Below are 24809 nucleotides of genomic sequence, written 5' to 3' on the forward strand. Positions count from 1 at the left end.
AGCCTCCCTATGGTTAGGATCACTATGTAATTTTATGATCTTGAACTTGTTCATTATGTTAGTTATATATAGAGGAATAAAGGAGAAGCAAACAGCATCATACCTTCGTGCTATGACAGCAATTAAAACAGTAACTATTGAGTAAGCATTCTATTTGTATGTCATTTATACAAACGAGTAAAACGATAGTGATTTCCGCAATCTTTCACTATATGATAAAAGAAACGGATGATTTCAATGAAAGGGAGCGTCGCTTTGGATCGGAAAAGTGGAACAAACACTCTTGGAAGGGCTTTGGATATTTTATTTGCGTTATCTGAGGCGAATGGAACATTATCGGTTAGTGAGATTGCGGAAAAGGTCAACATTCCGGAGAGCTCAACTTACCGTTTTTTGCAAACGCTTGAAAAGAACGGGATTGTGGAGCGTAGGGGCAAGAATCAGATCGGACTTGGTTTGCGTATTCTGGATTTAGCTCGTAGTTTGAACCAACAGATTCATCGTGAGTTATTATCGCTTGCATTGCCTATTATGATCAATCTGATGGAGTCTACACAGGAAACTTCGTTATTGTTCGTTAGAACTGGAAATGATGCTGTATGCATTCAACATGTGAAAGGTCGAGGTCTTATTCAATTTGTAATAGAGAACGGTAGACGTTTGCCTCTTCATCAAGGCGCTTCTGGAAAAAGTATACTAGCTTTTGAAAATGAGAAGACGATTGAGCAGGTACTAGGGAATATTACAAACGATCGGAACCGATCAGAATTGATTGATAGCTTGAAAGCTGTCAAGGAACAGGGCTTCGCTTGTACTGAAGGAGAATATGATCCCGATGTATTTGCGATTGGAGCACCTGTAGTGGATAGTCATGGTCTTGTCGTGGCAAGCTTGTCTATTGCGGGTCCCTTATTTCGTGGCACGAAAGAGAGGATACCCGAAATGATTGATAGCGTTATGGAATCGTCCAAACATCTCTCCAATCTACTTGGAGGGGGATAGAAAAAAATATCAGCTATCATAATTAATCCCGATAGAAATAGTCGAATTAATGATTGACAAAAGAATGTTCTTGGTAATATTATTGGAATAAGAAATTTGATTATCGCATGTTAATAATAAATGACTGACCATAACATTGGAGGTCTTGTTTTTCGCCAATTGGCGAGAAATAAGGCCTTCTTCTTTTTTAGAGAGAATTCGAAATATTAGTTAAATGATGACTGATGGGTGCAAAAAAAATTATTTTTTATCCGAGTTAACAAATTAGTTTACTCAACTTTGAAAGGGGAGGAAGAACGATGACTGAAGCAGTGGCAGTTGAGTTCCAACATGTAAATAAAGATTATGGTTCCGGCAGTGTGCTACATGATTTTAATCTTACGGTACCGAAAGGACAGATTGTAACAATTATAGGGCCATCGGGTTGCGGCAAAACTACACTGCTCAAAATGATCAATCGTCTTGAGGAACCGAGTCAGGGAAAGGTTCTTGTTGAAGGGCGAGACGTAGGAGCTGCAGATGCAGTCAAACTTCGACGCGATATCGGATATGTAATTCAACAGATTGGACTGTTTCCACATATGACCATTGAAGAAAATATTGGCATTGTTCCGAGGCTTAAGGGAGCGAGAAAGGAAGAACGAAAAGAGAGAGTTGATCTATTACTGAACCTGATCGGTCTCCCAGCTGAACAATATAGCAAACGTTATCCCCATGAGCTTAGTGGCGGGCAGCAGCAACGGATCGGTGTAGCCCGTGCACTGGCGTCAGACCCTTCCATTATTTTGATGGATGAACCCTTTAGCGCACTTGATCCCATCAGCCGGGTCCAACTTCAAAAAGAACTGATCCATCTGAATCAGCGGCTGCATAAAACGATAATTTTTGTCACCCACGACATTGAAGAAGCGCTGAAGATCGCCGATCGAATAATTCTACTGAACGAGGGTGAGGTAGTTCAGAACAGCACACCTGCAGAGTTGCTGGCCCATCCGGCAAACGACTTTGTGATAGAATTCATCGGTCAGGAGAGGTTTCGTCCTTCTTTTCCAAGTGGGATGGCACAGCATATTATGATTGACGGTCTCTCGATAAGTAATATCTCAACAATCGTTGAGGCACTTGATCTCCTGCGTTTGAATCAGGCTGATGCCCTTGCCGTGACCGGGAATTGGGGAGAGCTACTGGGTATTGTAGGAATCGAAGAAATTAGTGAACATCTGCAGCATGACAGCAAAATGAAGGTCGGCGATATTGTGAAAAATGGGACTCGCGCCCTCTTTGAGAACACACCAATCTCTGATGTATTCGAACTGATGCAAAGTCAACGAATATTGCCTGTCGTGGATGATCAGAACCGTTTAATCGGTACGGTAACCCGTTCAGGTGTTATTGAAGCCATTGGGCGACACTTTCACCGAGAGGAGACGAGTGCATGAACCATGTATGGGATACGTTAGCTGCTGACTGGCCGATGATCGTTGAGAAAATGGGAGAGCACATGTATCTATCCCTGATTTCCGTCCTCATGGCGGGAATTATTGCAATACCCCTTGGTATTTACCTGCCGCAAGCGGATGGCGGATACAATCATTACTGTAGTCTCTGCCATCCAGACCATTCCAAGTCTGGCGTTGTTCGGATTCATGATTCCGCTGGTAGGCATCGGCACAACACCCGCCATTATTGCATTGACCTTATATGCCGTGCTTCCGATGCTCCAGAACACCTATGTCGGCATTAATGGAGTTCATCCTTCTCTGATTGAGGCAGGAACCGGAATGGGCATGACCAGATGGCAGATGATGAAGATGATTCAGCTTCCGATTGCGTGCAGTGTCATCATGGCCGGCGTAAGGCTCGTCGCGGTGCAAACGATCAGTCTTACGACGATTGCGACCTATATTGCCGCAGGAGGACTGGGAGACATCATCACAAGAGGCATTGCCATGATCAACACGGTTACCATTATGGAAGGGGCTATCCCCGTCTCGCTGCTGGTAATCTCCGTAAACTTCATTTTGCTGCTGCTTAACAGGGCACTTACCCCGAAGGGGTTGCGGCATTTGAATAAATTTTAAGCTTTTACCTAGGGAGAGGAGCACCAATCATGACAACCACAAACAATAAAAGATGGAATGTAATCAAAGGAGGCAGGCTACTTATCACCCTTGGGCTGGTATTGACGACCATACTTACAGTAGCGGGGTGCTCGAATTCCAATGCGTCCGGGCGTAACGATACCATCGTACTGGCCACGAAAGGATTCGCAGAGTCGGACATTTTGGCCAACGCCTTCAAACTCTTGGTTGAGAATGACACGAAGCTGAAGACAGAGATTAAGAAGCTGGACAACACACTGCTCTGGAATGCCATTGACTCAGGAGATGTGGATGCCTATGTAGAGTACAGCGGGACGGCCTTGATCAATATTTTGAAGCAGGAACCAGAATTTGATGCAGATGAAGCATTTAAAACAGTCGTAACCCAACTCAAGGAAAAGAACAAATTGATTGCGCTAGAACCCCTAGGGTTCAACAATACCTATGTCTTTACAGTACGTAGAGAAACCGCTGAGAAGTATGGGCTGAAGACAGCTTCTCAACTTGCTGAGAAATCAGGTGAACTGGTTTTTGGAGCCAGTGAGGAGTTTCTGAATCGCCCAGATGCCTGGCCTTATGTAGAGAGCATATACAAACCAAAGTTCAAGGAGACAAAGTCTATTCAGGACCCTTCCTTGCAGTATCAGGCGATAAAGCAAAAGCTGATTGATGTGAAGCTCTCGTATTCAACGGACAGCCAAATCCTGGCGAATGATCTCGTAGCGTTGGAGGATGACAAGCATGTGTTTATTCCGTATGATGCATTTCCAGTGGTTCGTGAGCAGACGCTGGATGAACATCCGGAGTTGAAAGAAGTCCTCAACAAGTTGGCAGGAAAACTGGATGAGAAGGCAATGCAAAAGTTGAATGCAGAGGTGGAGCAGGATCAGAAACCGGCACTTGATGTTGCGAGGGACTGGCTGAAAGCCCAAGGGCTAATCAAGTGAATTTCTACATGATGAATCAATGATTAATGGTAATTACGTTGTCTAACAACGAGTTAATAAGAGAGGGTGACGCACTGTGAGTAATGGTAAACGGCAGCTTGCGCTGGGGGCAATGATGTTTTTTCCGGCGGGTGAGCATATTTCAAGTTGGAGACATCCCGGGTCTGAAGCAGAGGGACTCCTTGATTTCAATTATTACAAAAGAATTGCGCAGACGGCGGAGCGTGGAAGATTCGACATGTTCTTCTACGCCGATGAACTGTACGTCTGGGATCGATTCGAATCCGGTATTAGCCATGCCAATAGCATTCGGCCGGAGCCGTTCACACTGCTTTCCGCTTTGGCTGCGGTAACGTCTCATATTGGTTTGGCGGCGACCATCTCGACGACCTATAACGATCCGTATCATATTGCCCGGAAGCTGGCGACGCTGGATCATTTCAGTGGGGGGCGAGCCGCGTGGAATATTGTGACGTCTCAAACGGACGAAGAGGCGTGGAACTTCGGTAAGGAACGCCATCTGCAGCATGAGCTGCGATATGAACGTGCGAAAGAATTTGTAGAGGCAACGCAAGGACTTTGGGACAGTTGGGAAGAGGAAGCACTGCTGTTCGACAAGGAAAGTGGGTACTTTGCAGACAAGAACAAGCTGCACAATCTGGATTACGAAGGTACTCATTTTAAAGTAAAAGGACCCCTTAATATCTCCCGTCCACCACAAGGGTATCCTGTTTTGATCCAAGCCGGAGCTTCGGAAGCCGGTAAAGAGGTGGCCGCGGCAACGGCCGAAATTGTATTTGCCCCTGGTGGCACTTTCTCTGAAGGGAAAGCGTTGTATGAAGACATCAAGGGAAGGCTTGCCAAATATGGCCGTTCTCCCGATGAAATCAAGATATTGCCTGCCTTGATGCCCATTATTGGGGCTACTGCCGAAGAGGCGGCGGAGCAGCTTGCTATTGTCGAGAATCTTACTCCAGACCGACTGGCTTTGGACTTGCTGTCACATTACATCGGGGTGGATGTTTCCGGCTATCCGCTGGATGAACCGCTGCCTTTTCTACCTGAAGAAGAAGGCTTTAACCAGAGTAAAAGTGGTTTACAACGTATCCGACGCATCCTCAAGGAAGAAGATTTGACGCTGATTCAGCTTGCCAAACGGATAGTAAGCAAACGGGCTTTTGCCGGAACTCCCGAGCAGATTGCCGATCATATTGAGGAATGGTTCAACAATGGTGCAGCGGATGGATTCAATATTGCCTTTACTCACCTGCCTGGTGCTCTGGATGATTTTGTAGCTGAGGTAGTGCCCATTCTTCAGCGCAGAGGTTTGTTGCGCCTAGAATATGAAGGCACTACACTAAGGGACCATTTTGGACTCAGCAAACCAGAAAACCGCTATTCACAAGAAAAGATTACTTTAGGAACGGCAGAAAGATAACTCAACGAGGAAGTACAAATAACTCCAATGTAATGATATAGCAGGAGACCGAAAGCGAGGAGTGACTGTGAAAAGGATTGTTGCTGAACGAGGTGGCGTGCTGCGATGCAAAGGCTGGCGTCAGGAAGCGTTGCTGCGCATGCTGGAGAACGTGCTCGAGAACGGCGAGAACCAGAAGGAGCTGATCGTCTATGCCTCCCTTGGAAAGGCCGCCCGTAACTGGCCTTCCTATCTGGCAATTGTCGATACCCTAAAGCAATTGGAGGAAGACGAAACACTGGTCATTCAGTCAGGCAAACCGATTGGTGTATTCAGAACCCATCGGCAAGCACCACTAGTCGTGATGGCTAACTGCAATCTGGTCGGCCGATGGGCAACCAGTGAGAATTTCTATGAGTTGCAAGATAAAGGACTGATCATTTGGGGCGGCCTTACTGCGGCTGCTTGGCAATACATCGGATCACAGGGTGTCATACAGGGAACCTATGAAATCTTCCAAAGTATCGCAAGGCTACACTTCGGCGGAGATTTGAGAGGACGTTTCATTCTAACCGCTGGATTGGGCGGTATGGGGGGCGCGCAGCCTTTAGCGGGTTATATGGCTAATGCGGCAATCCTTTGTGTAGAGGTTGCGGAGGAGAGAATAGACAAACGAATCGCTTCCGGTTATTTACAGCGAAAGACAGATAGCCTGGATGAAGCATTGCTATGGATTACTGAAGCTGTAAGCAGCGGCACAAGCCTGTCCGTTGGACTGCTCGGAAATGCTGCGGATGTCTATCCAGAACTGCTTCGGAGAGGTGTCCAGCCGGATATTGTGACTGACCAAACATCTGCACATGATTTGTTATACGGATATATTCCAAGCGGCTACTCACCTGCATCCGCTGGTGTGGCACGACGAGAGCATCCGACTGAGCTTCAGGCTGCTGCCGGAGCTTCAATCGCCAATGAAGTAAAGGCGATGTTGGAATTCAAACAACGGGGAGCGGTCGTTTTTGACAATGGCAACAATATCCGTTCACAGGCAGTGCAATATGGAGTTACGAATGCTTTTGAGATCGATATATTTACGGAAGCTTTTCTTCGTCCCCTTTTTGCCCGGGCTATCGGTCCTTTCCGCTGGATCGCTCTTAGCGGAGAGGCAGAGGATATACGAATCATTGACGATTATATCCTGAAAGAATTTAGTGATAATGACATCGTGTCTAATTGGATCAAACTCGCGAATACGTATGTGCCGTTTGAGGGATTGCCGGCCCGTATAGGCTGGTTTGGGCATAAAGACCGCAGCAAGCTGGCACTCGCGGTTAACCAATTGGTACGAGAAGGAAAACTTGCAGGACCAGTCGCCTTCTCCCGGGATCATCTGGATGCAGCTGCTATGGCTCATCCCAACATTATGACCGAACGGATGAAAGACGGAAGCGATGCGATTTCCGACTGGCCGTTGTTGAATGCCATGCTCAATTGTTCTTCCATGGCTGATCTGGTGGCGATTCATTCCGGCGGAGGGGGCTATTCCGGTTATATGACAAGTGCGGGAGTCACCATTGTAGCCGACGGATCATTGTCAAGTGATGCACGTCTTCGTACAGCACTTGACAATGATACTGGTCTTGGCGTACTCCGCTATGCGGATGCCGGTTATGAGCAATCGTTGGCCGAGGTTAAAACAAAGGGAATTGCCCGAATTGATACCCATCAATATGAAACCATTTCATCCACTGTGAAATAACATCGGGAAATGGTCCAACAGAAATTTCATCCAGGAGGAGATTTTATGCGGGAATTAACAAGAGATGATGTAAACGCTGCTGTCAAAGGCGGCTCTGTATTTGCCAGCGGCGGCGGAGGCTGGGTGGATCATGGACTGGAGATCGGACACGCGGCACTGAGCATCGGACGACCGAAGCTCCTGTCGGTAGATGAACTGCCGGATGACGCCATTATATTGACATGTACCGCAATCGGGGCACCTGCCGGACGAGACTGGCAAATGCTTGGAAAGGACTACATTAAGGCTGTTCAGCTAATCATTGAAAACTATGATGGCAAAATAGCCGGGGTCATGACTCCGCAGAATGGCATGTCCAGCACCATTAACGGTTGGCTGCCGGCAGCAGCCCTTGGTCTTGCTGTTATTGATGCTACTGGAGATATCCGCGCACATCCGACAGGCAAGATGGGCTCACTTGGCCTCGCGTCTTCTATTGATTACGAGACGATACAGGCAGTGGCTGGCGGCAAACCAGAGATTGGCAGCTACATGGAACTTGTGGTTAAGGGAACTCCGGCACGGACCTCCAATATACTGCGTACTGCTTCGGACATGGCGGGTGGGTTTATTGCCGCCGCACGGCACCCGCTCCCGATCAAACATATTAAGAAGCATGCTGCGATCGGTGGCATCTCGATAGCGATTGAGTTGGGCCGTGTCATTATGCAGGCAGAGCCGGAGGGACCGGAAGCGGTGCTAGAGGCTGTGGTACACAAAACCAATGGAAGAATCCTCGGCAGAGGGACGGTGACGACAAAAAATATTCGTTATTCAGGTGCTTTCGATGTGGGTACGATCGAAGTATCCATCCCCAACCGTAGGCTTACGCTTCATGTGATGAATGAATATATGGCTGTCGAGGACGATGAAGGTGCACGCCTGACCACGTTCCCGGACGTAATTACTACGTTTGACCTGAAGAAGGGTCTGCCTGTGAGTGTGGGAGATGTTGAAGAGGGTATGGAAATAGCGGTCTTCGCCATTGATAAATCCAAGGTACCACTGAGCTCCAGTGTAAAGGATCCCAGCGTATATCCCGAGGTGGAAGAAATGCTGGGCATCGATTTGCAGAGCTATGCTTTTGACAAGGAGAAAACAATTTATGCTTGAGGAGAGCATTCTCTCGCTCAGCTCTAACCAAATTGTATTGGACGGAAGCCACATGACCATTGAGGATGTGGAGAGAGTAGCTCGTTCGCGGAGATCCGTAGTGATCGCCGATGAAGCCTGGAAACGACTAGTCACTGCACGTAAAGTAATTTATGAACTAGCTGCAGAAGGCGTTCCTGTCTATGGACTGAACCGTGGAGTAGGCTGGAATAAGGACAAGGTCATCGGAGATGATTATTTTGAAGATTATAACCGGAATTTATTGTTATCTCACAGTGCAGGGGTGAAGCCGGAGGCCACAGAAGATGTCGTTCGTGCGGTGATGCTTGCCCGGCTCAATAGCTTGCTTGTAGGAGCTACCGGCGCTCAGCCCGATATTGCCAAACGTTACGCAGATTTTCTCAATATGGGTATTCACCCGGTTCTCCCGCTTCGCGGATCTGTGGGTGCGGCGGATATTACCTCGATTTCGCATATCGGTCTGGCCATGATTGGTAAAGGTGAAGTGCACATGGCAGGCAATCGTATACCAGCGAGCGATGCGTTAATGGTAATGGGTTTGGAGCCCCTGCGCCTTGGCCCCAAGGACGGTCTGGCTATCGTCAGTTCCAATGCTCTCTCAGCCGGAAACGGAGCACTGGCGCTCTTCGACATCGAAGAGTTACTGGATACCGCAGATTCTGTATACGCGCTGTCTTTGGAAGCCATCCGGGGAAATATCAGTCCGTTGGATGAAGCGGTTCATTTCAAACGTCCTTTTCCAGGACAGTTAAAGAGCCTGGCTATGGTCCGGCGCAGTCTGCGTGGCAGCGGACTCTGGAATGGTTTTAATCCTGATTCGCTGCAAGACCCGCTGAGCTTCCGTGACGCTTGCCAGATTCATGGTGCGGCAAGAGATGCTTATGCCTATGCGCGCCAGCAGCTTGAAGTTCATCTTAATAGCTCGGACGATAACCCCTGTGTGCTGACGGAAGAGCGAAGAATCTTATCCTGCGCCAATTATGACCCCATAACATGGACACTAGGCTTCGAGATGCTTGGAAGTGCGCTGCATCATGTATCCAAAAGTTCATGCTATCGCATGATCAAGCTGGGTGACCCGGACTTTACAGGGTTAAGCCGCTTCTTGACGGCTGATCCGAGCCGCTCCGTCGGTTTCTGCACGGTTCAGAAAACAGCAACCTCACTGGATGCAGAAATTCGTCATTTGAGTAATCCCGTTTCATCTGATTATTTCTCACTGGCGGGAGACATGGAGGATCATGCTGCCAATTCTCCTTACGTTGTAAGCAAGGTAAGAGAGATTGTTGATCGTGTTACTTATATTTTGGCGATTGAAGCGCTCCATGCTGCTCAAGCTATTGATCTGCGTATGGATATGACTCTAGGTGAGGGGACAAGAGCAGGTTATGAACTGTTGCGTTCCGAGGTTCCTTTTTTGTCAGAAGACCGTAATCAAACCATAGATATAGAGCGTGCCTACCTTCTGCTTAAGGAAGGGAAATGGCTGAAAGCAGTTCGTGGGAAGATGAATTAATTCTCTCAATAATGATGGAAAGAGGAGGAAGTACAATGGCACATGTTGATCCCCAGTGGTCTTTACGGGACCATTCCCAAGAGGGCTGGCAAATTCGTGCGGAGGTCAGTCCAAAGTGGATTCGCGTAAAATTTGACGGAGAGTTTATCGCAGACAGCAAGGAAGTTCTCGTTGTTACCGAAACAGGAAGACTGCCCGTTTATTATTTTCCGAAGAAAGATGTGAACCTTGACGTATTCAAACCTTCAGAAAAGCTGGTGAATGATCCGTATAAAGGAAATCAATTGTTTTGGCATATTAGCAGTGGTGGACGTACGGTAGAGAATGCGGTATGGAGCTATTCGGGTGCGCAACAGGAAGAGGTCTCTTTGCAGGATCATTATTCTTTTTCATGGAAAAAAGTAGATGCCTGGTATGAGGAAGAGGAAGAAGTATTCGTTCATGCGCGGGACCCGTTTTCCAGGGTGGATGCGATTCCGGCCTCACGTCATGTTCAAATCGAGTTAGATGGAGTAATTGTTGCTGATAGCAAGCGACCTGTGATTCTATATGAGACAGGATTGACCCCGCGTTATTATCTTCATCAGGAGGATGTGCGCCTTGATTTGTTGAAGCCAGTTGATATAACCACAACTTGCCCTTATAAAGGGATAGCCAGCTATTGGACTGCTTCAGTTAATGGAAGAGAATACAATAATCTTGTTTGGAGCTATAAGGACCCATTACCAGAAGTTCATGAAGTTGAAGGACTGTTATGCTTTTACCATGAGTCTGTGGATGCGCTCTATGTGGATGGGGTAAAGTGGTCCCTATCTGCTGATGATCGCCTTCCTTACCGCAATATAGGATGGGGGATAAAGTGAAATGGTAAATCATCTGGATTCATCTATTGCCTGCTCTCTGCGTCAGGAAGATAAACTAATGTTGAAGGCAGATCTAAATCCACGCCGGGTTCACGTCACGTTTGCTGGTGAGACTATTGCGGACAGCACACGTGTTATTACACTTCATGAGCGTGGCAAGTTACCGGTATATTATTTTCCACAAGAAGATGTGACGCAACAATTTCTGGTGAAGACTGAGTTGCAGACCCACTGCCCTATTAAAGGGGATGCTTCTTACTGGACCATTCAAGTGGGTGAGCGTATTTCTGAAAATGCAGTCTGGGGTTATGAGAATCCACTTAAGGACATCGAGTCGATCAAAGGTTTTGTGGCTTTCTATTGGAACAAGGTGGACGCCTGGTATGAAGAAGAAGAGCAGATCTTCGTCCACCCGCGTGACCCATACAAGCGCGTTGATGCGATCCAAAGTTCCCGCCATGTTCAGATCGTTCTTGATGGCATCAAGCTTGCAGATAGCCGCCGCCCGGTGATCGTATTTGAAACGGGAGTTCCCGTTCGCTATTATCTTCCGGTAGAAGACGTGGATCAGAATGTGCTTACCGCAAATGACAAGCAGACATCCTGCCCTTATAAAGGTGATGCATCCTACTGGACGGCTGTCCTCAATGGACAGACCTATGAGAATATCGTGTGGAGTTATCTAAATCCAATTCCCGAAATTCCAAAGATTGCTGGATTGATGTCGTTTTATAATGAGCAAGTCGATGTCTATGTGGATGGCGAGTTACAGCCCAAACCAAAATGGTACTATTCTGCACTTGAATTCTTTAATGAAACTGAAGTAACTGTCAGAAGACAATGATGAGTGTGTGATGAGGGACTCTGTCTGCTGCATAAGCGGATAGAGCCCTTTTTTTTGATGATTGCCTCAAAAGCCTTGTCAATACACAACGATTTGAATACCTTATGACATAACACAAAAGAGGAGGAGATTACATGAGTGAAGTAGGATATGGAAATGTTGGAGGTCTTGGTGGATACGGTGGTTTCACATCCATCGGAGCAATCCTTGTTCTGTTCATCTTGTTGGTCATCATCTCTAAAGCTTTCCTGGTTTAATTCTTACGCTCTTTGGAGGGCTCTACCGGCATAACGCTGGTAGAGTCTTTTTGTCATGATCACAATTTGAAAGCGTTTGACATATTGAATTATCAATCTATAATTATGGAGTTATGCATTCAACATAGAATGGATGAAGTTAAGGAGAATAGGTTGGAATGACACTTAAAAAAAGAATCTTTTTGCTGTTTTTTCTCAGTGCGTTTATTCCCTTCATTAGTATATTTGCGATTTCCTACTACACCATTGATTCCATTTTTGTGAACAAGATCGATGATGGTATTCGGAGCAATTTACAGCAGGTGACTTCCTCACTGGAGAATTCGATCACCAACCTGAATCATGTTACTCAGCAATTGTCCTACAGTGGTACATTAGGCAAAAAGTTGGATGAGGTGTTGAAACCATCCTCCAATATATTTGAATTGATTGAAACTCGGGATGAATTAAAGAGCGAATTAAATGTCGTAACGTTTACCAACCCGAATATCGGTTTGACATTGTATTATTTTCAGAAAGATGGCTCCACACAGTTCGGAAACTTTCCCATAAAGGATCGTTTTTCACCCGAATCTTTGCCTGTGCTCTCCAAAGCATATGGGATTACCTATTATGGTCCTCATGTCAGTATGAACCGGTTTGATGATCAACTCGTCTTATCCGCCATGCGGAAGGTAAAATTACCCCAGAGGGACGATGTTTATATTTACGTCGAATCCGGTTTTCACCTTGCGCAGGATATATTGGGTTACAATCAGTACAAAGGAGATTTATCCCACTTGATCCTCGATGGAGAGGGAAACATTGTGTATAGTGAGATTCCGGAAGCGATGAAAGTCGGGGAGAATTTCTCCAACTTATCGAATGGTGCAGCTTCGGACGGAATAGCTCGCGGTCATCATTGGTTCAGACAGGATTCCAATCAGAACTGGAGAGTTGTGTCGGTGATCTCGCAAGCCAAGTATCAACAAGAGAAAAATCAGTGGTTGCTTCAAATATTACTGGTCGCTTTATTTTTCCTTGGATTTACGGTATTTCTGGCGTGGCTGCTGTGGAAGATGGTTTATAAACCCCTCGGTCTGTTCCATTCGCAAATCAACGGAATGTCTCAAAATCCACAAACGGCAGGTAGCCAGACCCGCACGCAAATTCCCGAATTTGATTTTCTGTTAGGCGAATTCTCGAATATGCAGCATCAAATCGGTGACCTCTTTAAAGAGGTGCAGCAGAAAGAGAAAATTCGGGCAGATCTCGAAGTGGAGAAGCTTCTGTACCAGATCAATCCTCATTTTTTGATGAATACGCTGGATACGGTGCACTGGCTGGCGGTGATGAATGGACAAGGTGAGATCGACAGGCTGGTGCAGTCCCTGAATAAGCTGTTGTACTACAATTTAGGTAAATTGGGACAGGTTTCCACAATGGCAGAAGAGATTGACGCGCTTAGACAGTACTTGATCCTGCAGCAAATCCGCTATGATTTTGAATTTGATGTGCGTATTTCCGCTGATGAGCAAGTGCTTCAAATACCTGTACCTCGTTTTATTCTACAGCCGTTGGTTGAAAATTCACTTTACCATGGACTGAGTGACGAAGGTTTTATTCAAATTGAAGTGACACGCAAAGAAACGCTAAACATTATGATTCAGGATAATGGAGCAGGCATGACGGAGGAAGCGATTGAAAGACTTCTGAATAATCGTGTAGCTGAACATCAAAAAGTAGGGATGGGCATCGGGCTCAATTATGTTCACCGTATGTTACAAGCACAATACGGGGATCAAGCTCAGCTGGTGATTGAGAGTGAATTGGGAAAAGGGACAAGTATATTGCTTATACTTCCGATCAAAGGAGAAGATATCTCGGCATGATTAAGGTATTGATTGTGGATGACGATAAATTGGTACGAAAAGGAATAAGCTCCGCGATGCCATGGAACGAGTTCGACATGGAGGTAGTTGGAGAAGCAAGTAACGGGGCTAAGGCGCTGGAATTTCTGGAATCCAACTCGGTAGATCTGATGCTAACGGATCTGGCGATGCCGGTGATGTCTGGCATTGAACTGATGCGCGCCGCAAGGCAGCTCTATCCCGAACTTCATATTGTCGTGCTTACCCTTCATCAGGATTTCGATTATATCCAGGAGGCGCTTAGGCTGGGAGCGATCGATTATATAGCCAAAGTTCAGCTCGAGAAGGAGCAGTTCGAACATGTGCTGAATCGTATACATACCCGGATTGGTGAGTTGGGGAATACAAGACGAAAGCTCCCGCTACTCGGTGAAACCAACGTCCATTACCGTAAAGTGTATGCACTTGTCTCACTGGACCGGAAGTCCGGCCAGATCTGGCCCATCGGACTCGAATCCAATGTAGATGAGGTCCGATTTGAAGTGGAACGGAACAGCTGGATGTGGGCGGCACCCCTGGATGGAGAGGATCAGCTATTCGATAGACTGAAGGGATACTTGGATCAAGTTCCTCAAGGTGCGCTACTGGTGTTGTCTGATGTACAGGAACGGACATGGTCGCAAATTCAAAACTGGATTATAAACTATACAGAAACGTCCTTATTTTATGCGTATGAACCCCAAGATCCGGTTATTGCCGTTTCCTTGAATGAAGAAGACACTTCTCCAACAGAACCTCAGGATGAGGACATGGATCGTATTAAGCGAAGTTGGTTTCTATCTCCGTGGACGCATAACGACAATTATTATAACCAGCTTGTTGAAGAGTTTAAATCCCTAAGGCTGCAAAAAGGGCAACTGATGGGATTACTGTACTCCCTGGTCATGGAGTGGAACCATCTTTTTTCCCAGACTACGCTGGGCAGAATCTCAATGATCCATTCTTTTCAATCCTGGTACGAAGTGGAACAGTGGATCAAGCAGACCTCTGAGAGTATTCGAAAGGCGGATGAACAGACTTCGTATTCTCAGGAAATGATAGATGGTGTAAAAAAAGCCGTGATGATTATGCAGAATGATTTGGATCAGGCTTTTACAGCTTCAGGACTGTCCCAGCAACTCAACATTAGCCGAAGCTATTTCAGCCAATGCTTCAAGGACATCATGGGAAAAACCTTTAATGATTATTCCCGATATATACGAATGGAGAAGTCGAAAGAGTATTTATTGAACACAAACAACACGATTTTCTGGATTGCAGAGCGGGTGGGTTATACGGATGAGAAATATTTCAGCCGAATCTTTCGCGATCTGACAGGCGTGCTGCCTAGTGAATATCGACAATTAGGCAGAGCGGACAAATAGTGTACGCTCCACATAACCGACTGACAATCCGGTGAAAGAAGGGAAAGTAATGATCAAGAAGATGGCTGCGTGTCTTGTTGTCGTCAGCTTGATTGCAGGTATAGTATTCTTCAGTATTTCTTACTTTCGGGAATCGCCAATTGGACCAGCAACAACCATACCTGACACAGCCGCCACCGATCCATTTGGCAAATATGAACATCCCGTTTCCATCCGGTTGGGATATGTGGTCGACCCAACTGGTACGGATCTCTCTGAAGGAGAGACATTAGAAAAGAACATGTGGAAAACGGCGATTAAACAAAACCTTAACATTGATGTCGAAGTCATGTGGCAGGTATCCAAGGAGAACTTCGGTCAGAAAATTGATTTGGCTATTGCCAGCAATGATTTGCCAGATGCGATGATCGTTAATCAGGTTCAGTTGAATGAGATGGTCAAAGCGGGAGAAATTGAAGATCTGACCAATGCATATGCAAGCAGCGCTTCACCCGAGATGAAGAAAATTATCGACAGCACCAATGGATTGGCACGGGAACAAGTGACCTTTGAAGGGAAAATGATGGCTGTTCCGTCTGTGACGGCGGAAGACTTCAGCATGCTCTGGATCAGGCAGGACTGGCTGGATCGTCTTGGATTAAAACCACCGAAAACAGTGGACGAATTGGAAGCGATCGCGAAGGCCTTTGTGGAGCAGGACCCGGATGGGAACGGAAAAAGGGATACAATTGGGCTTGCTTCAAGCACAAGTCTGTTTAACGATTTCAACAACAGCGCTTTTGCTTTTGATCTAACTCCGATCTTCTCGGCTTATGGGGCTTTCCCCGGATATTGGCTCGAAAAAGATGGAAAACCAGTATACGGTTCGATTCTACCAGAGACAAGGAACGCCTTGGTCAGGCTTCGTGATATGTATGCCAAAGGTCTCCTTGATCCAGATCTGGGCATCCGCAAAGAGCCAGAGGAAACCGTCATTAGCGGACAGGCGGGAATGTTCTTTCAAGGTTTCTTTGCGGGCTACTGGCCGCTCCCAAGCGCTTGGCTGAATGATCCCCAGGCGAACTGGCAGGCTTACGCGCTCCCGCTGGATGCAAACGGAGCCTATCGTGTGAAGGTAGATAATCCCTCAAGTTCTTTCCTGGTGGTTCGAAAGGGGTATGCTCATCCGGAAGCGATCATTAAAATAAACAATCTGTACCTCCGTGATGAGTTTAAGTATGGTACCAGTTTTATGCTGAGTCGCAATTTTTTTGCCCCGGCAGATGAAGCCCGATATGAATCCAAAGCCGTGCAGGAGATTCTGTCAGGAACCAAATCACCAGCCGATTTCAAGGATAAGTCCGAATATAAGCTGCTGGAAAATACGGTTTCGACTATAAAACAAACCAAGCTAAAGCCTTATGATCAACTTGGCATTTCGTATTGGGATCAGCACAGCGAGAACTTTATGCGTGGTTATTCACTGCTCGTCGGTGGAAGAAACTTCTTTGATCCGAATATTCATAAAGTTCGAAGCCTTACCTACAAACGTACGCCAGCAGTGGAGAGTTCGTGGGTCAAACTTTCCAAATTGGAACATGATACATTTTTGAAAATTATTTTAGGAGCTGCGCCGATCGATTCATTCGATCAATTTGTACAGGAGTGGAAGGAACAGGGTGGCGACAAAGTAACTGCTGAAGTGGCTGCATCCCAGAATCATCGCTGAAGTGCTAACATATATACGCTGAATTTCACACGTTTTTGTACTGAATTCGATCATTCATAGCCGGTAGACTCCGTGTTTGAGGAGTTTGCCGGCTTTCTTTGTTCCAACTCGCTGTGTTACCCTCCCTTATTAACGAGGATAGACAAATGTAAGTCGGTAGGTAAGATAAATGTCCACAAGCTAAATCTTGCTCGTTGATCCGAGTGAAAACTGTATACATTTCTCTATCCAAACAAGCGTTTAATCCCTATCTCGATTAAGCGTCTCCAAGTTTTATAATGAAAGCGCAAACAACATGATAGAGAAATAATCAGAACGAAGGGGAGTTGAATTTGATGAGAAATAATTGGTCAATAAAAAGCAAACTGTTGACGAAACGACTGGCTGTGCTGTCCATGTCCGCCTTGATGGTTTCCGTCCTTGCAGCCTGTGGGGGATCCTCCAATCCGCCGACTGCTGAGGATGCAGGTCAATATGAGGTAACACCTGGAGATCCGTTCAGTGCCTATAAAGACGAAGTGACGGTAACGATGGGGCGTGTTACGACGGCGAACCCGAAATTGCCGGCTGGAGATACATATGAGAACAATGCGTATACCCGTCTGGTCAAAGAATCGTTTAACGCACAAATTAAGGACCAATTTGAGGCCAACGGTGAGGATTACAGCCGTCAAGTTTCTCTTGCAATCGCTTCCGGGGAACTGCCCGATATGATGCGTGTCGATTCCAAGGATGAACTTAAAGAACTGGTTGATAATGATCTGATTGAAGATCTGACGGAAGTATACAAACAATATGCCACCGATAATATCAAAAAGACTTACGATTCCTATGATGGTCGTGCACTGGACAATGCCACGATCGATGGCCGACTGATGGGCCTTCCAGCGACCTCTCTGGACTCCGCACCAACTATGGTCTGGGTTCGTCAAGATTGGCTGGATGTGCTGGGAATCAAACTTGATGCTGACGGAGACGGTGCTATCAAGCTGGAAGATGTAGAGAAAACAGCAGAAGAGTTCTTGAAAAAAGATCCTGGGCAAACAGGGAAACCGGTGGGCATTCCTTTTGTGAACACCCTGAATACGACAGACTATAATGGTTCTGCCTATACCATGCTGGGCGTTGCTTCGACCGAAAACGCGTTTCCTCAGTACTGGATGAAGGGCGAAGATGGCAGCATCGTTTATGGTTCGACCACAGAGGAAACCAAGCAGATGCTCGGCATTATGGCCGACTGGTTCAAAAGAGGTATCATCGACCCTCAATTTGGAACCCGTACATTTGACGATATCACTGCACTTTACACCAATGGCCAGAGCGGAATTGCTTTTGGACCGTGGCACATTCCAGACTGGGGACTGAGCAACGTCAAGCAAATGGATAAACATGCGAAATTTACGGCTTACACACTGGAGGATGCAGACGGTAAGGTAAACGTTGCACATGCCAATCCATCTGGTCAGTTTATTGTCGTGAGAAAAGGGTATGAACACCCGGAACTGGCGATTAAAATTATAAACCTGTTCTACGATAAATTAGCTAATGACAAAGATGTGGAAACTTCCATGCCAGAGGCAGCCAAGTATCTGGAAAGCGGCGTAGATGGTTCCACCAGACCTTTTAATATTGAAGTCAACTCGGCTACTTCGCTGCTAGATGATTATTCCGACGTCGTTCGGGGAATTAAAGGCGAGATTGGTTTGGATCAGGTCCGGACAACGGAATCGAAGAACAATATTGAGAGTATCCAAACCTACTTGAAAGACCAAGATACGGATGATGTAACGGCCTGGTCGAAATATCACTCGCGTATGAACGGAGTAGGGCTCATTGACAAGCTGACGCAGGAAAGCAAATTCAACTGGATGACGCCAGCTTTTTCTGGAACCACACCAAGCATGAAACAGACGTGGGCCAACCTGAACAAATTGGAACAGGAATCTTTCATCAAAATCATAACGGGTGCGGAACCGCTGGATTACTTCGAAACGTTCGTCAGCAATTGGAAGAAACAAGGCGGCGACCAAGTGATCCAGGAGATCGAAGCCGAGACCACATCCCAAAAATAATTAAGCTAACACTGCTGATAGGCTGCGATAAGCAGCCTTTCTTCAGGAAAGGGGTTCATCCATGAAGCAGGAAAATTATAAAGCAAGAAACCGCTTGGGCACGGGTGCCATGTATCATATGATGATGCTGCCAGGCATTTTATTTTTGCTGGTATTCAGCTACATTCCAATGGTTGGTGTCATTACGGCGTTTCAGGATTACGTACCAGCCAAGGGTATGTTGGGCTCCGAATTTGTTGGGCTCAAGCATTTTATTTATATGTTCAAACTGCCGGACATCGGTCAAGTTATCAGCAATACGTTGGTGATTGCCATCGCCAAGATTCTACTCGGCACCCTGATGGCCATCATTTTTTCCATTTTATTAAATGAAATCCGTTTTAAATTCGTTAAAAAATCCGTGCAGACCATTGTATATCTGCCCCACTTTTTGTCCTGGGTCGTTCTGGCCTCCGTGGTTGTTAACATGTTCAGCCTCGATGGAAGTGTAAATCAGATTTTAGCCGTTTTCGGCTTGGAAAATATTAATTTTCTCGGAAGCAACACCTGGTTCCAACCGCTAATTATCGGGACGGACGTATGGAAGGAATTCGGTTATAGTTCCATCGTTTATTTGGCTGCAATTACCTCGATTGATCCCGGCCTATATGAAGCGTCAGGGATAGATGGAGCGAGCTGGTGGAGAAAAGTATGGCATATTACATTGCCGGGCATGCTGCCTATTATCCTGCTCATGGGGGTCATGAGTCTGACCAATATCTTGAGCGCAGGCTTCGATCAAATCTACAATCTATATAATCCGGTTGTCTATGAGTCGGGCGATATTCTGGATACCTATGTATACCGGATTGGTCTCGTTGGCAGACAGTATAGTTTTGGTACGGCTGTTGGGTTGTTCAAGTCAGTGATCGGTATTGTTCTATTATTGTCGGCCAACGAATTGGCCAAAAAATACACCGACAGAAAAATATTCTAAGGAGGCGAAACTTGTGTCTTATTCCGCAAGCCTGAAAGACCGAATGGGCCGGTTTGTCATCTACGCCATCGTTATATTGCTGGCTTTGATCTGCCTCCTTCCATTATGGAATATCGTTGCGATTTCATTCAGCAGCAGTGAGGCCGTCTCGGCCAATGCCGTAGGTCTGTTACCCGTCAAGTTTACAACAGCCGCTTATTCGAAAATTATTGAGGATGCGCAGTTCTGGCGATCCTTTGGCATTTCCGTTCTACGTGTGGCTCTATCCCTTGTACTCAACATGATTCTTATTGTTTTGATGGCTTACCCGCTCTCCAAATCGAAAAGGGAGTTTAAGGGCAGAAATATATATATGAATGTCATGATTTTTGCCATGCTGTTCAGTGGGGGCATGATCCCTAGTTATCTGTTGATCAAAAACCTGGATATGCTCAATACGATTTGGTCGCTTGTACTGCCAGGTGCTGTCCCAATATTCAGTGTCATCCTTGTGATGAACTTCTTCGCCGCAGTACCGAAAGCGCTTGAAGAAGCGGCTTTTATCGATGGAGCAAACGCCTTGCAGGTCCTGTTCAAAGTGTATGTGCCCGTGTCTATTCCGGCGCTGGCGACCGTATCCCTGTTCAGTATCGTGGGCACGTGGAATGACTTCTTTAGTGGATTGATCTATATGACCAAAGTCAGCAATTATCCGTTAATGACCTACATACAGTCTCTTAACGTAAATATTGCTGAACTTCTGCAATCCGGCACAAACTCAGCTCAGCTCAGCAATCTGACTGAGATTTCGAACAAAAACTTAAATGCAGCCAAAATCGTAGTGGCTGTCATTCCGCTGCTGCTGATTTATCCGCTGCTGCAAAAATACTTTGTAACCGGAATTGTTGTGGGGTCGGTAAAAGAATAATAGTGAATGAAACGGAAATTGGATAAGCAGAATCTGGTTCAAGAGAAAGGTGGTGCGTTATGGGAAATAAAAATTGGTGGAAAGAAATTGTCGTATATCAAATTTATCCCCGCAGCTTTCAAGATAGCAACGGTGACGGAATCGGGGATCTGAAAGGTATATTATCCCGACTCGATTATTTGAAGGATCTTGGCATCGGTGCGATCTGGCTGTCACCGGTGTGCAAGTCCCCACAAGATGACAACGGGTATGACATTTCAGATTATCAGGATATTGATCCGATGTTTGGTTCGCTTGAGGATATGGAATTGCTGATTCAGGAAGCAGGCAAGCGGGACATCCGAATTATCATGGATCTGGTGCTTAACCACTCATCAGACGAACACCCCTGGTTTAAGGAAGCCCGGAAAAGCAAGGATAATCCGTACCACGATTACTATGTATGGAGAGATGGTGTGGAAGGAACGCCTCCCAATGATTTAGGTTCAACGTTTGGTGGATCGGCCTGGGAATGGGTTCCCGAGTTGGGACAGTATTATTTGCATCTTTTCTCTGTTAAACAACCGGATCTTAACTGGGAGAACCCCAAGGTACGGCAGGAGATATACGATATGATTCAATGGTGGATGGATAAAGGCGTAGGCGGTTTCCGTCTTGATGTTATCGATCTGATTGGCAAGCAGCCTGATCTCAAAATTACAGGCAATGGGCCAAATCTGCACCAATATATGCGTGAACTCAGTACAGAGACATTCCAAAAGGGTGACCTGCTAACCGTCGGAGAAACCTGGGGAGCAACGCCCGAGAGCGCCAAGCTTTATAGCAACCCAGACGGCAGCGAACTATCCATGGTCTTCCAATTTGAACATATTAGCCTGGATGAGCAGGAGGGGAAAGGCAAGTGGGATCTCCAGCCGCTGGATCTGCTTCAATTAAAGAAAGTGTTGTCCAAATGGCAGACCGAGCTGAAGGGCGAAGCCTGGAACAGCTTGTTCTGGAACAACCATGACCTTCCGCGGATCGTGTCCCGTTGGGGAAATGACGGAGAATATCGTGTGCAGTCTGCCAAAATGCTGGCGACTCTTCTTCATGGCATGCAAGGTACGCCATATGTGTATCAGGGTGAAGAGTTAGGCATGACGAACGTACGTTACCCCATTGAAGAATACCGTGATATTGAGTTGCTGAATCTGTATAAGGAACGTGTAGAGAATGGGTATCCTGAGGAAGAAGTGATGAAATCCATTTATGCAAAAGGCCGTGATAATGCACGTACGCCGATGCAGTGGGATGCTTCCGAAAATGCGGGTTTTACAGAAGGAGAACCATGGATTTTGGTAAATCCGAATTACGCGGAGATTAATGCGGAAGAATCTATAAATGATCCGGATTCCATTTACCATTACTATAAAACACTGATTCAGCTGCGAAAAGAACATGAAGTGATCATCTATGGGGATTATGAACTTCTGTACCCTGAAGACAGCAACCTCTTCGCATATACACGAAAACTTGATGGAACAAAATTACTTGTCCTGTGCAACTTCTATGGCAATACCGTTACATTCGATATTCCTGAGGAGTTTAGAGAGGATAAAACATTATTAATTAGTAACTATTCGGACGTTGTTTCAGAGAACGCACTTCGTCCTTATGAAGCAAGAATGTATCTGCAAGTGTAAAAAAGTAATAAGCAATATAGGCAGACATGTTATGACATTTAGCTGAAATGATGCTTAGGTGCGAGCGAAGAGTGGAGAAGATAGAGGGTTGATGGCGAATAGCCGTCAACCCTCTTTTTTGACGAAAAGAAGTTTTTGCAAGAAAACATCAAGCGCCATGGAATGTGAATGTTCCTTGTGGCGAATGATGGAGAAGCTGCGTTCCAGATGCAGCTGTCTAATTCGCAATTCTTCGACTTCCCCGGTTGCCAGCTCCTTATGAACAATCCATCTGGATACCATAGCAATTCCGAGTCCGGCAGCAACAGCTTCCTTCACACCCTGACTGCTGGTGAAGACATAGGACCGCTTGGGACGGATCGCAGTCTGTTTCATAAAATGATCGCTAAACGCGCGTGTTCCCGAACCCAACTCACGAAGCACCCAGACCTGATCCTGAAGCATATTCTGCTCTACAACGACGGAACCGGAGAGAGGATGACCGGAAGGAGCTACAACGATCATCTCATCTTTCATGTAAGGGATAACGTCAAGGTCTGCCGAGGCTTGCGCTTCACCCTCCACAAATCCGATATCCAGTTGATTTCCTCTAACTGCAGACAGAATCTCCTGGGTATTTCCAATCGTAACCTGAATGTTGACCTGCGGATACTGTGCTGCGAATTCTGCCAGCTTCTTAGGCAAAATATATTCACCTATGGTGAAGCTGGCTCCGATCTGAATGCTTCCGGTCACCTCATCCCGCAGCATCTGAATCTCCTGCCGCGCTTCATCGTAGCGAGCCTGAATGACTTTGGCATGTTTGTAGAGGATTGTGCCCGCTTCAGTCAGGCACACTTGCTTTGGAGAACGATGCAGCAGCTTGGCTCCCAGCTCATTCTCCAAATTTTTGATATGCAGGCTCACGCCAGGTTGGGACAGGTTCAGCAGTTCTGCAGCCTTGGAGAAATGGCTCTGTTCCACAACGGTAACGAAGACTTTTAAAGCATCAGTTATCATTAGAATTCCTCATTTGAATAGTGTGTTTTTGTAGTTATAAGCCTATTGAGGTCATTTTAGCATAAGATACCTAATCAATCATAAGTTTTTCTAATGATTAGGATCGTAGATTCATATTTCACTTCCTTCCTTTCTGCTTCTATAGTGAGGATATACTTTATCCAACAAGGAAGTGTAGAGCTATGATCTTACAGACACAATTGAAATTCGTTAAAAACATAAAAGTAGTTAGGAACCGAGGATTTCTGCAGGGGATCGGACTGACTTTACTGCTCTCGTTTATTGCCAAGCTGCTGGGTTATCTGCCGCTCTTAAATATCATGGGTCAACTCGTTATTGCAATTCTGCTTGGCATCTTGTACCGGGCGGTGCGTGGCGTTCCGCTGACCGCTCAATCAGGGATATCCTTTTCGGGAAAACGATTGCTACGGTTCGGCATCATCCTGCTGGGTTTGAAGCTGAACCTTCTGGATATTGTCCATGCAGGCTACAAAGTCGTTGCGCTTGCGGCAATCAATGTTGTTGTTACGATTTTTGTTGTTTACGGACTAAGCAAGTGGTTAAAGATCGACAAACGAATAGGGCTGCTGACCGCTTGTGGAACAGCCATCTGCGGTGCAGCGGCAGTGGTCGCGATTGCGCCACAGATCAAGGCCAAAGATGAAGAAACGGCAGTAGGTGCGGCCACGGTGGCTATATTGGGCACAATCTTCACCCTTGCATATACATTGTTATACCCGGTATTGGGTTTAAGTGCGAATGGATATGGCCTATTCACAGGAGCTACGCTACATGAAGTAGCACATGTCATCGCTGGGGCTGCACCTGGAGGGCAAGCGGCACTGGATATGGCAGTCATCGTCAAGCTAACCCGGGTCGCCATGTTGGTACCGATTGCGCTGATCATCGGCTTGTGGAGTGGACGACAGGCGCGTGGGGGAGAGCAAAAATTATCTAAAGGAATCCGGTGGCGTGAATTGCCAGTACCCTGGTTCATTTTCGGTTTTCTGGCTATGAGTGGATTAAACACGCTGGGTATTATTCCACAAGAGATGATCACGGGACTTCTGGTTCTATCCTATATGTTGCTCGCGATGGCCATGGCTGGATTAGGGTTAGGTGTGGATATTGCAACCTTCCGCCGTCTGGGCAAGAAGCCTTTCTTGGCAGGATTGCTTGGCTCTGTCGTTTTGTCCATTATCGGTTTCATGCTCGTTCGTGGTTTTGGCCTGAACTAGGGCGTGTGTTAGTTGAATTATACAGGGAGTATTCTCAAAACCGTTGTCACGCATTGACCCTTAGTGGATCAAT

20 protein-coding genes are annotated in these 24809 nt (G+C 46.3%); 19 read left to right on the plus strand and 1 reads right to left on the minus strand.

Going from position 1 to position 24809, the window contains the following annotated elements:
- The first annotated feature begins 237 nt into the window (after positions 1-237).
- The 18 genes from ACDJ58_RS12925 to ACDJ58_RS13010 all read left to right on the plus strand — a co-directional run bounded on the left by ACDJ58_RS12925 (position 238) and on the right by ACDJ58_RS13010 (position 22499).
- On the plus strand, positions 238-1002 hold the full coding sequence (locus tag ACDJ58_RS12925; protein ID WP_413378471.1) for an IclR family transcriptional regulator: 765 nt from the start codon (positions 238-240) through the stop codon (positions 1000-1002).
- A gap of 299 nt (positions 1003-1301) precedes the next feature.
- Complete coding sequence (locus tag ACDJ58_RS12930) at positions 1302-2441, plus strand: ABC transporter ATP-binding protein (protein ID WP_413378473.1); 1140 nt, start codon at positions 1302-1304, stop codon at positions 2439-2441.
- A gap of 102 nt (positions 2442-2543) precedes the next feature.
- Entirely contained in the window at positions 2544-3083 is a 540-nt protein-coding gene (locus ACDJ58_RS12935; protein WP_413378475.1) for an ABC transporter permease, read from the plus strand.
- Between the two features lie 29 nt (positions 3084-3112).
- Complete coding sequence (locus ACDJ58_RS12940) at positions 3113-4051, plus strand: glycine betaine ABC transporter substrate-binding protein (RefSeq protein WP_413378477.1); 939 nt, start codon at positions 3113-3115, stop codon at positions 4049-4051.
- Between the two features lie 76 nt (positions 4052-4127).
- Entirely contained in the window at positions 4128-5489 is a 1362-nt protein-coding gene (locus tag ACDJ58_RS12945) for an LLM class flavin-dependent oxidoreductase (RefSeq protein ID WP_413378480.1), read from the plus strand.
- A 67-nt stretch (positions 5490-5556) separates the two neighbouring features.
- A complete protein-coding gene (locus ACDJ58_RS12950) occupies positions 5557-7227 on the plus strand; it encodes a urocanate hydratase (protein WP_413379649.1) in 1671 nt (556 codons plus the stop codon).
- 45 nt (positions 7228-7272) lie between these two features.
- Complete coding sequence (locus tag ACDJ58_RS12955) at positions 7273-8379, plus strand: DUF917 domain-containing protein (RefSeq protein WP_413378482.1); 1107 nt, start codon at positions 7273-7275, stop codon at positions 8377-8379.
- Positions 8372-9916 carry an HAL/PAL/TAL family ammonia-lyase gene (locus tag ACDJ58_RS12960; RefSeq protein ID WP_413378484.1) on the plus strand — a complete coding sequence of 515 codons (1545 nt, stop codon included), beginning with the start codon at positions 8372-8374 and terminating at the stop codon, positions 9914-9916. Before ACDJ58_RS12955 ends, ACDJ58_RS12960 begins: the two co-directional genes overlap by 8 nt.
- 35 nt (positions 9917-9951) lie before the next feature.
- Positions 9952-10779, plus strand: coding sequence for a DUF427 domain-containing protein (locus ACDJ58_RS12965; RefSeq protein WP_413378486.1), 828 nt, complete (start codon positions 9952-9954; stop codon positions 10777-10779).
- Position 10780: 1 nt separating this feature from the next.
- Positions 10781-11623, plus strand: coding sequence for a DUF427 domain-containing protein (locus ACDJ58_RS12970; RefSeq protein ID WP_413378488.1), 843 nt, complete (start codon positions 10781-10783; stop codon positions 11621-11623).
- 134 nt (positions 11624-11757) lie between these two features.
- The gene (locus tag ACDJ58_RS12975; RefSeq protein WP_079697598.1) at positions 11758-11880 is read left to right on the plus strand and encodes a sporulation protein YjcZ; all 123 of its coding nucleotides are present in this window, start codon (positions 11758-11760) and stop codon (positions 11878-11880) included.
- Between the two features lie 158 nt (positions 11881-12038).
- The gene (locus ACDJ58_RS12980; protein ID WP_413378490.1) at positions 12039-13751 is read left to right on the plus strand and encodes a histidine kinase; all 1713 of its coding nucleotides are present in this window, start codon (positions 12039-12041) and stop codon (positions 13749-13751) included.
- A complete protein-coding gene (locus ACDJ58_RS12985) occupies positions 13748-15154 on the plus strand; it encodes a response regulator transcription factor (RefSeq protein WP_413378492.1) in 1407 nt (468 codons plus the stop codon). The genes ACDJ58_RS12980 and ACDJ58_RS12985 overlap by 4 nt, the downstream gene beginning before the upstream one ends.
- Positions 15155-15203: 49 nt before the next feature.
- On the plus strand, positions 15204-16862 hold the full coding sequence (locus ACDJ58_RS12990; protein WP_413378494.1) for an extracellular solute-binding protein: 1659 nt from the start codon (positions 15204-15206) through the stop codon (positions 16860-16862).
- Between the two features lie 335 nt (positions 16863-17197).
- Positions 17198-18934: an extracellular solute-binding protein gene (locus ACDJ58_RS12995; protein ID WP_413378496.1), complete on the plus strand. Its 1737-nt coding sequence runs from the start codon at positions 17198-17200 to the stop codon at positions 18932-18934.
- Between the two features lie 61 nt (positions 18935-18995).
- Positions 18996-19910 (plus strand): ABC transporter permease, encoded by a 915-nt coding sequence (locus ACDJ58_RS13000; RefSeq protein WP_413378499.1) that lies wholly within the window; start codon positions 18996-18998, stop codon positions 19908-19910.
- Between the two features lie 13 nt (positions 19911-19923).
- Positions 19924-20817, plus strand: coding sequence for a carbohydrate ABC transporter permease (locus tag ACDJ58_RS13005; RefSeq protein ID WP_082935096.1), 894 nt, complete (start codon positions 19924-19926; stop codon positions 20815-20817).
- A gap of 59 nt (positions 20818-20876) precedes the next feature.
- A complete protein-coding gene (locus ACDJ58_RS13010; protein ID WP_413378501.1) occupies positions 20877-22499 on the plus strand; it encodes a glycoside hydrolase family 13 protein in 1623 nt (540 codons plus the stop codon).
- Between the two features lie 105 nt (positions 22500-22604).
- On the opposite strand, the gene ACDJ58_RS13015 is transcribed toward ACDJ58_RS13010, so the two are convergent.
- On the minus strand, positions 22605-23498 hold the full coding sequence (locus ACDJ58_RS13015) for a LysR substrate-binding domain-containing protein (protein ID WP_413378503.1): 894 nt from the start codon (positions 23496-23498) through the stop codon (positions 22605-22607).
- A gap of 182 nt (positions 23499-23680) precedes the next feature.
- Between ACDJ58_RS13015 and ACDJ58_RS13020 the strand changes: the two genes are divergently transcribed.
- Positions 23681-24736: a YeiH family protein gene (locus tag ACDJ58_RS13020; RefSeq protein ID WP_413378505.1), complete on the plus strand. Its 1056-nt coding sequence runs from the start codon at positions 23681-23683 to the stop codon at positions 24734-24736.
- The last annotated feature ends 73 nt before the right edge of the window (positions 24737-24809 follow it).

Origin of the sequence: Paenibacillus taichungensis (genome assembly GCF_047302525.1) — a bacterium.
Classification (GTDB): domain Bacteria; phylum Bacillota; class Bacilli; order Paenibacillales; family Paenibacillaceae; genus Paenibacillus; species Paenibacillus taichungensis_B.

Coding starts and splice junctions, on each gene's coding strand:
- ACDJ58_RS12925 (WP_413378471.1), top strand. CDS start 238: ATGAAAGGGAGCGTCGCTTTGGATCGGAAAAGTGGAACAAACACTCTT.
- ACDJ58_RS12930 (WP_413378473.1), top strand. CDS start 1,302: ATGACTGAAGCAGTGGCAGTTGAGTTCCAACATGTAAATAAAGATTAT.
- ACDJ58_RS12940 (WP_413378477.1), top strand. CDS start 3,113: ATGACAACCACAAACAATAAAAGATGGAATGTAATCAAAGGAGGCAGG.
- ACDJ58_RS12955 (WP_413378482.1), top strand. CDS start 7,273: ATGCGGGAATTAACAAGAGATGATGTAAACGCTGCTGTCAAAGGCGGC.
- ACDJ58_RS12960 (WP_413378484.1), top strand. CDS start 8,372: ATGCTTGAGGAGAGCATTCTCTCGCTCAGCTCTAACCAAATTGTATTG.
- ACDJ58_RS12965 (WP_413378486.1), top strand. CDS start 9,952: ATGGCACATGTTGATCCCCAGTGGTCTTTACGGGACCATTCCCAAGAG.
- ACDJ58_RS12970 (WP_413378488.1), top strand. CDS start 10,781: ATGGTAAATCATCTGGATTCATCTATTGCCTGCTCTCTGCGTCAGGAA.
- ACDJ58_RS12975 (WP_079697598.1), top strand. CDS start 11,758: ATGAGTGAAGTAGGATATGGAAATGTTGGAGGTCTTGGTGGATACGGT.
- ACDJ58_RS12980 (WP_413378490.1), top strand. CDS start 12,039: ATGACACTTAAAAAAAGAATCTTTTTGCTGTTTTTTCTCAGTGCGTTT.
- ACDJ58_RS12985 (WP_413378492.1), top strand. CDS start 13,748: ATGATTAAGGTATTGATTGTGGATGACGATAAATTGGTACGAAAAGGA.
- ACDJ58_RS12990 (WP_413378494.1), top strand. CDS start 15,204: ATGATCAAGAAGATGGCTGCGTGTCTTGTTGTCGTCAGCTTGATTGCA.
- ACDJ58_RS12995 (WP_413378496.1), top strand. CDS start 17,198: ATGAGAAATAATTGGTCAATAAAAAGCAAACTGTTGACGAAACGACTG.
- ACDJ58_RS13000 (WP_413378499.1), top strand. CDS start 18,996: ATGAAGCAGGAAAATTATAAAGCAAGAAACCGCTTGGGCACGGGTGCC.
- ACDJ58_RS13010 (WP_413378501.1), top strand. CDS start 20,877: ATGGGAAATAAAAATTGGTGGAAAGAAATTGTCGTATATCAAATTTAT.
- ACDJ58_RS13015 (WP_413378503.1), bottom strand. CDS start 23,498: ATGATAACTGATGCTTTAAAAGTCTTCGTTACCGTTGTGGAACAGAGC.
- ACDJ58_RS13020 (WP_413378505.1), top strand. CDS start 23,681: ATGATCTTACAGACACAATTGAAATTCGTTAAAAACATAAAAGTAGTT.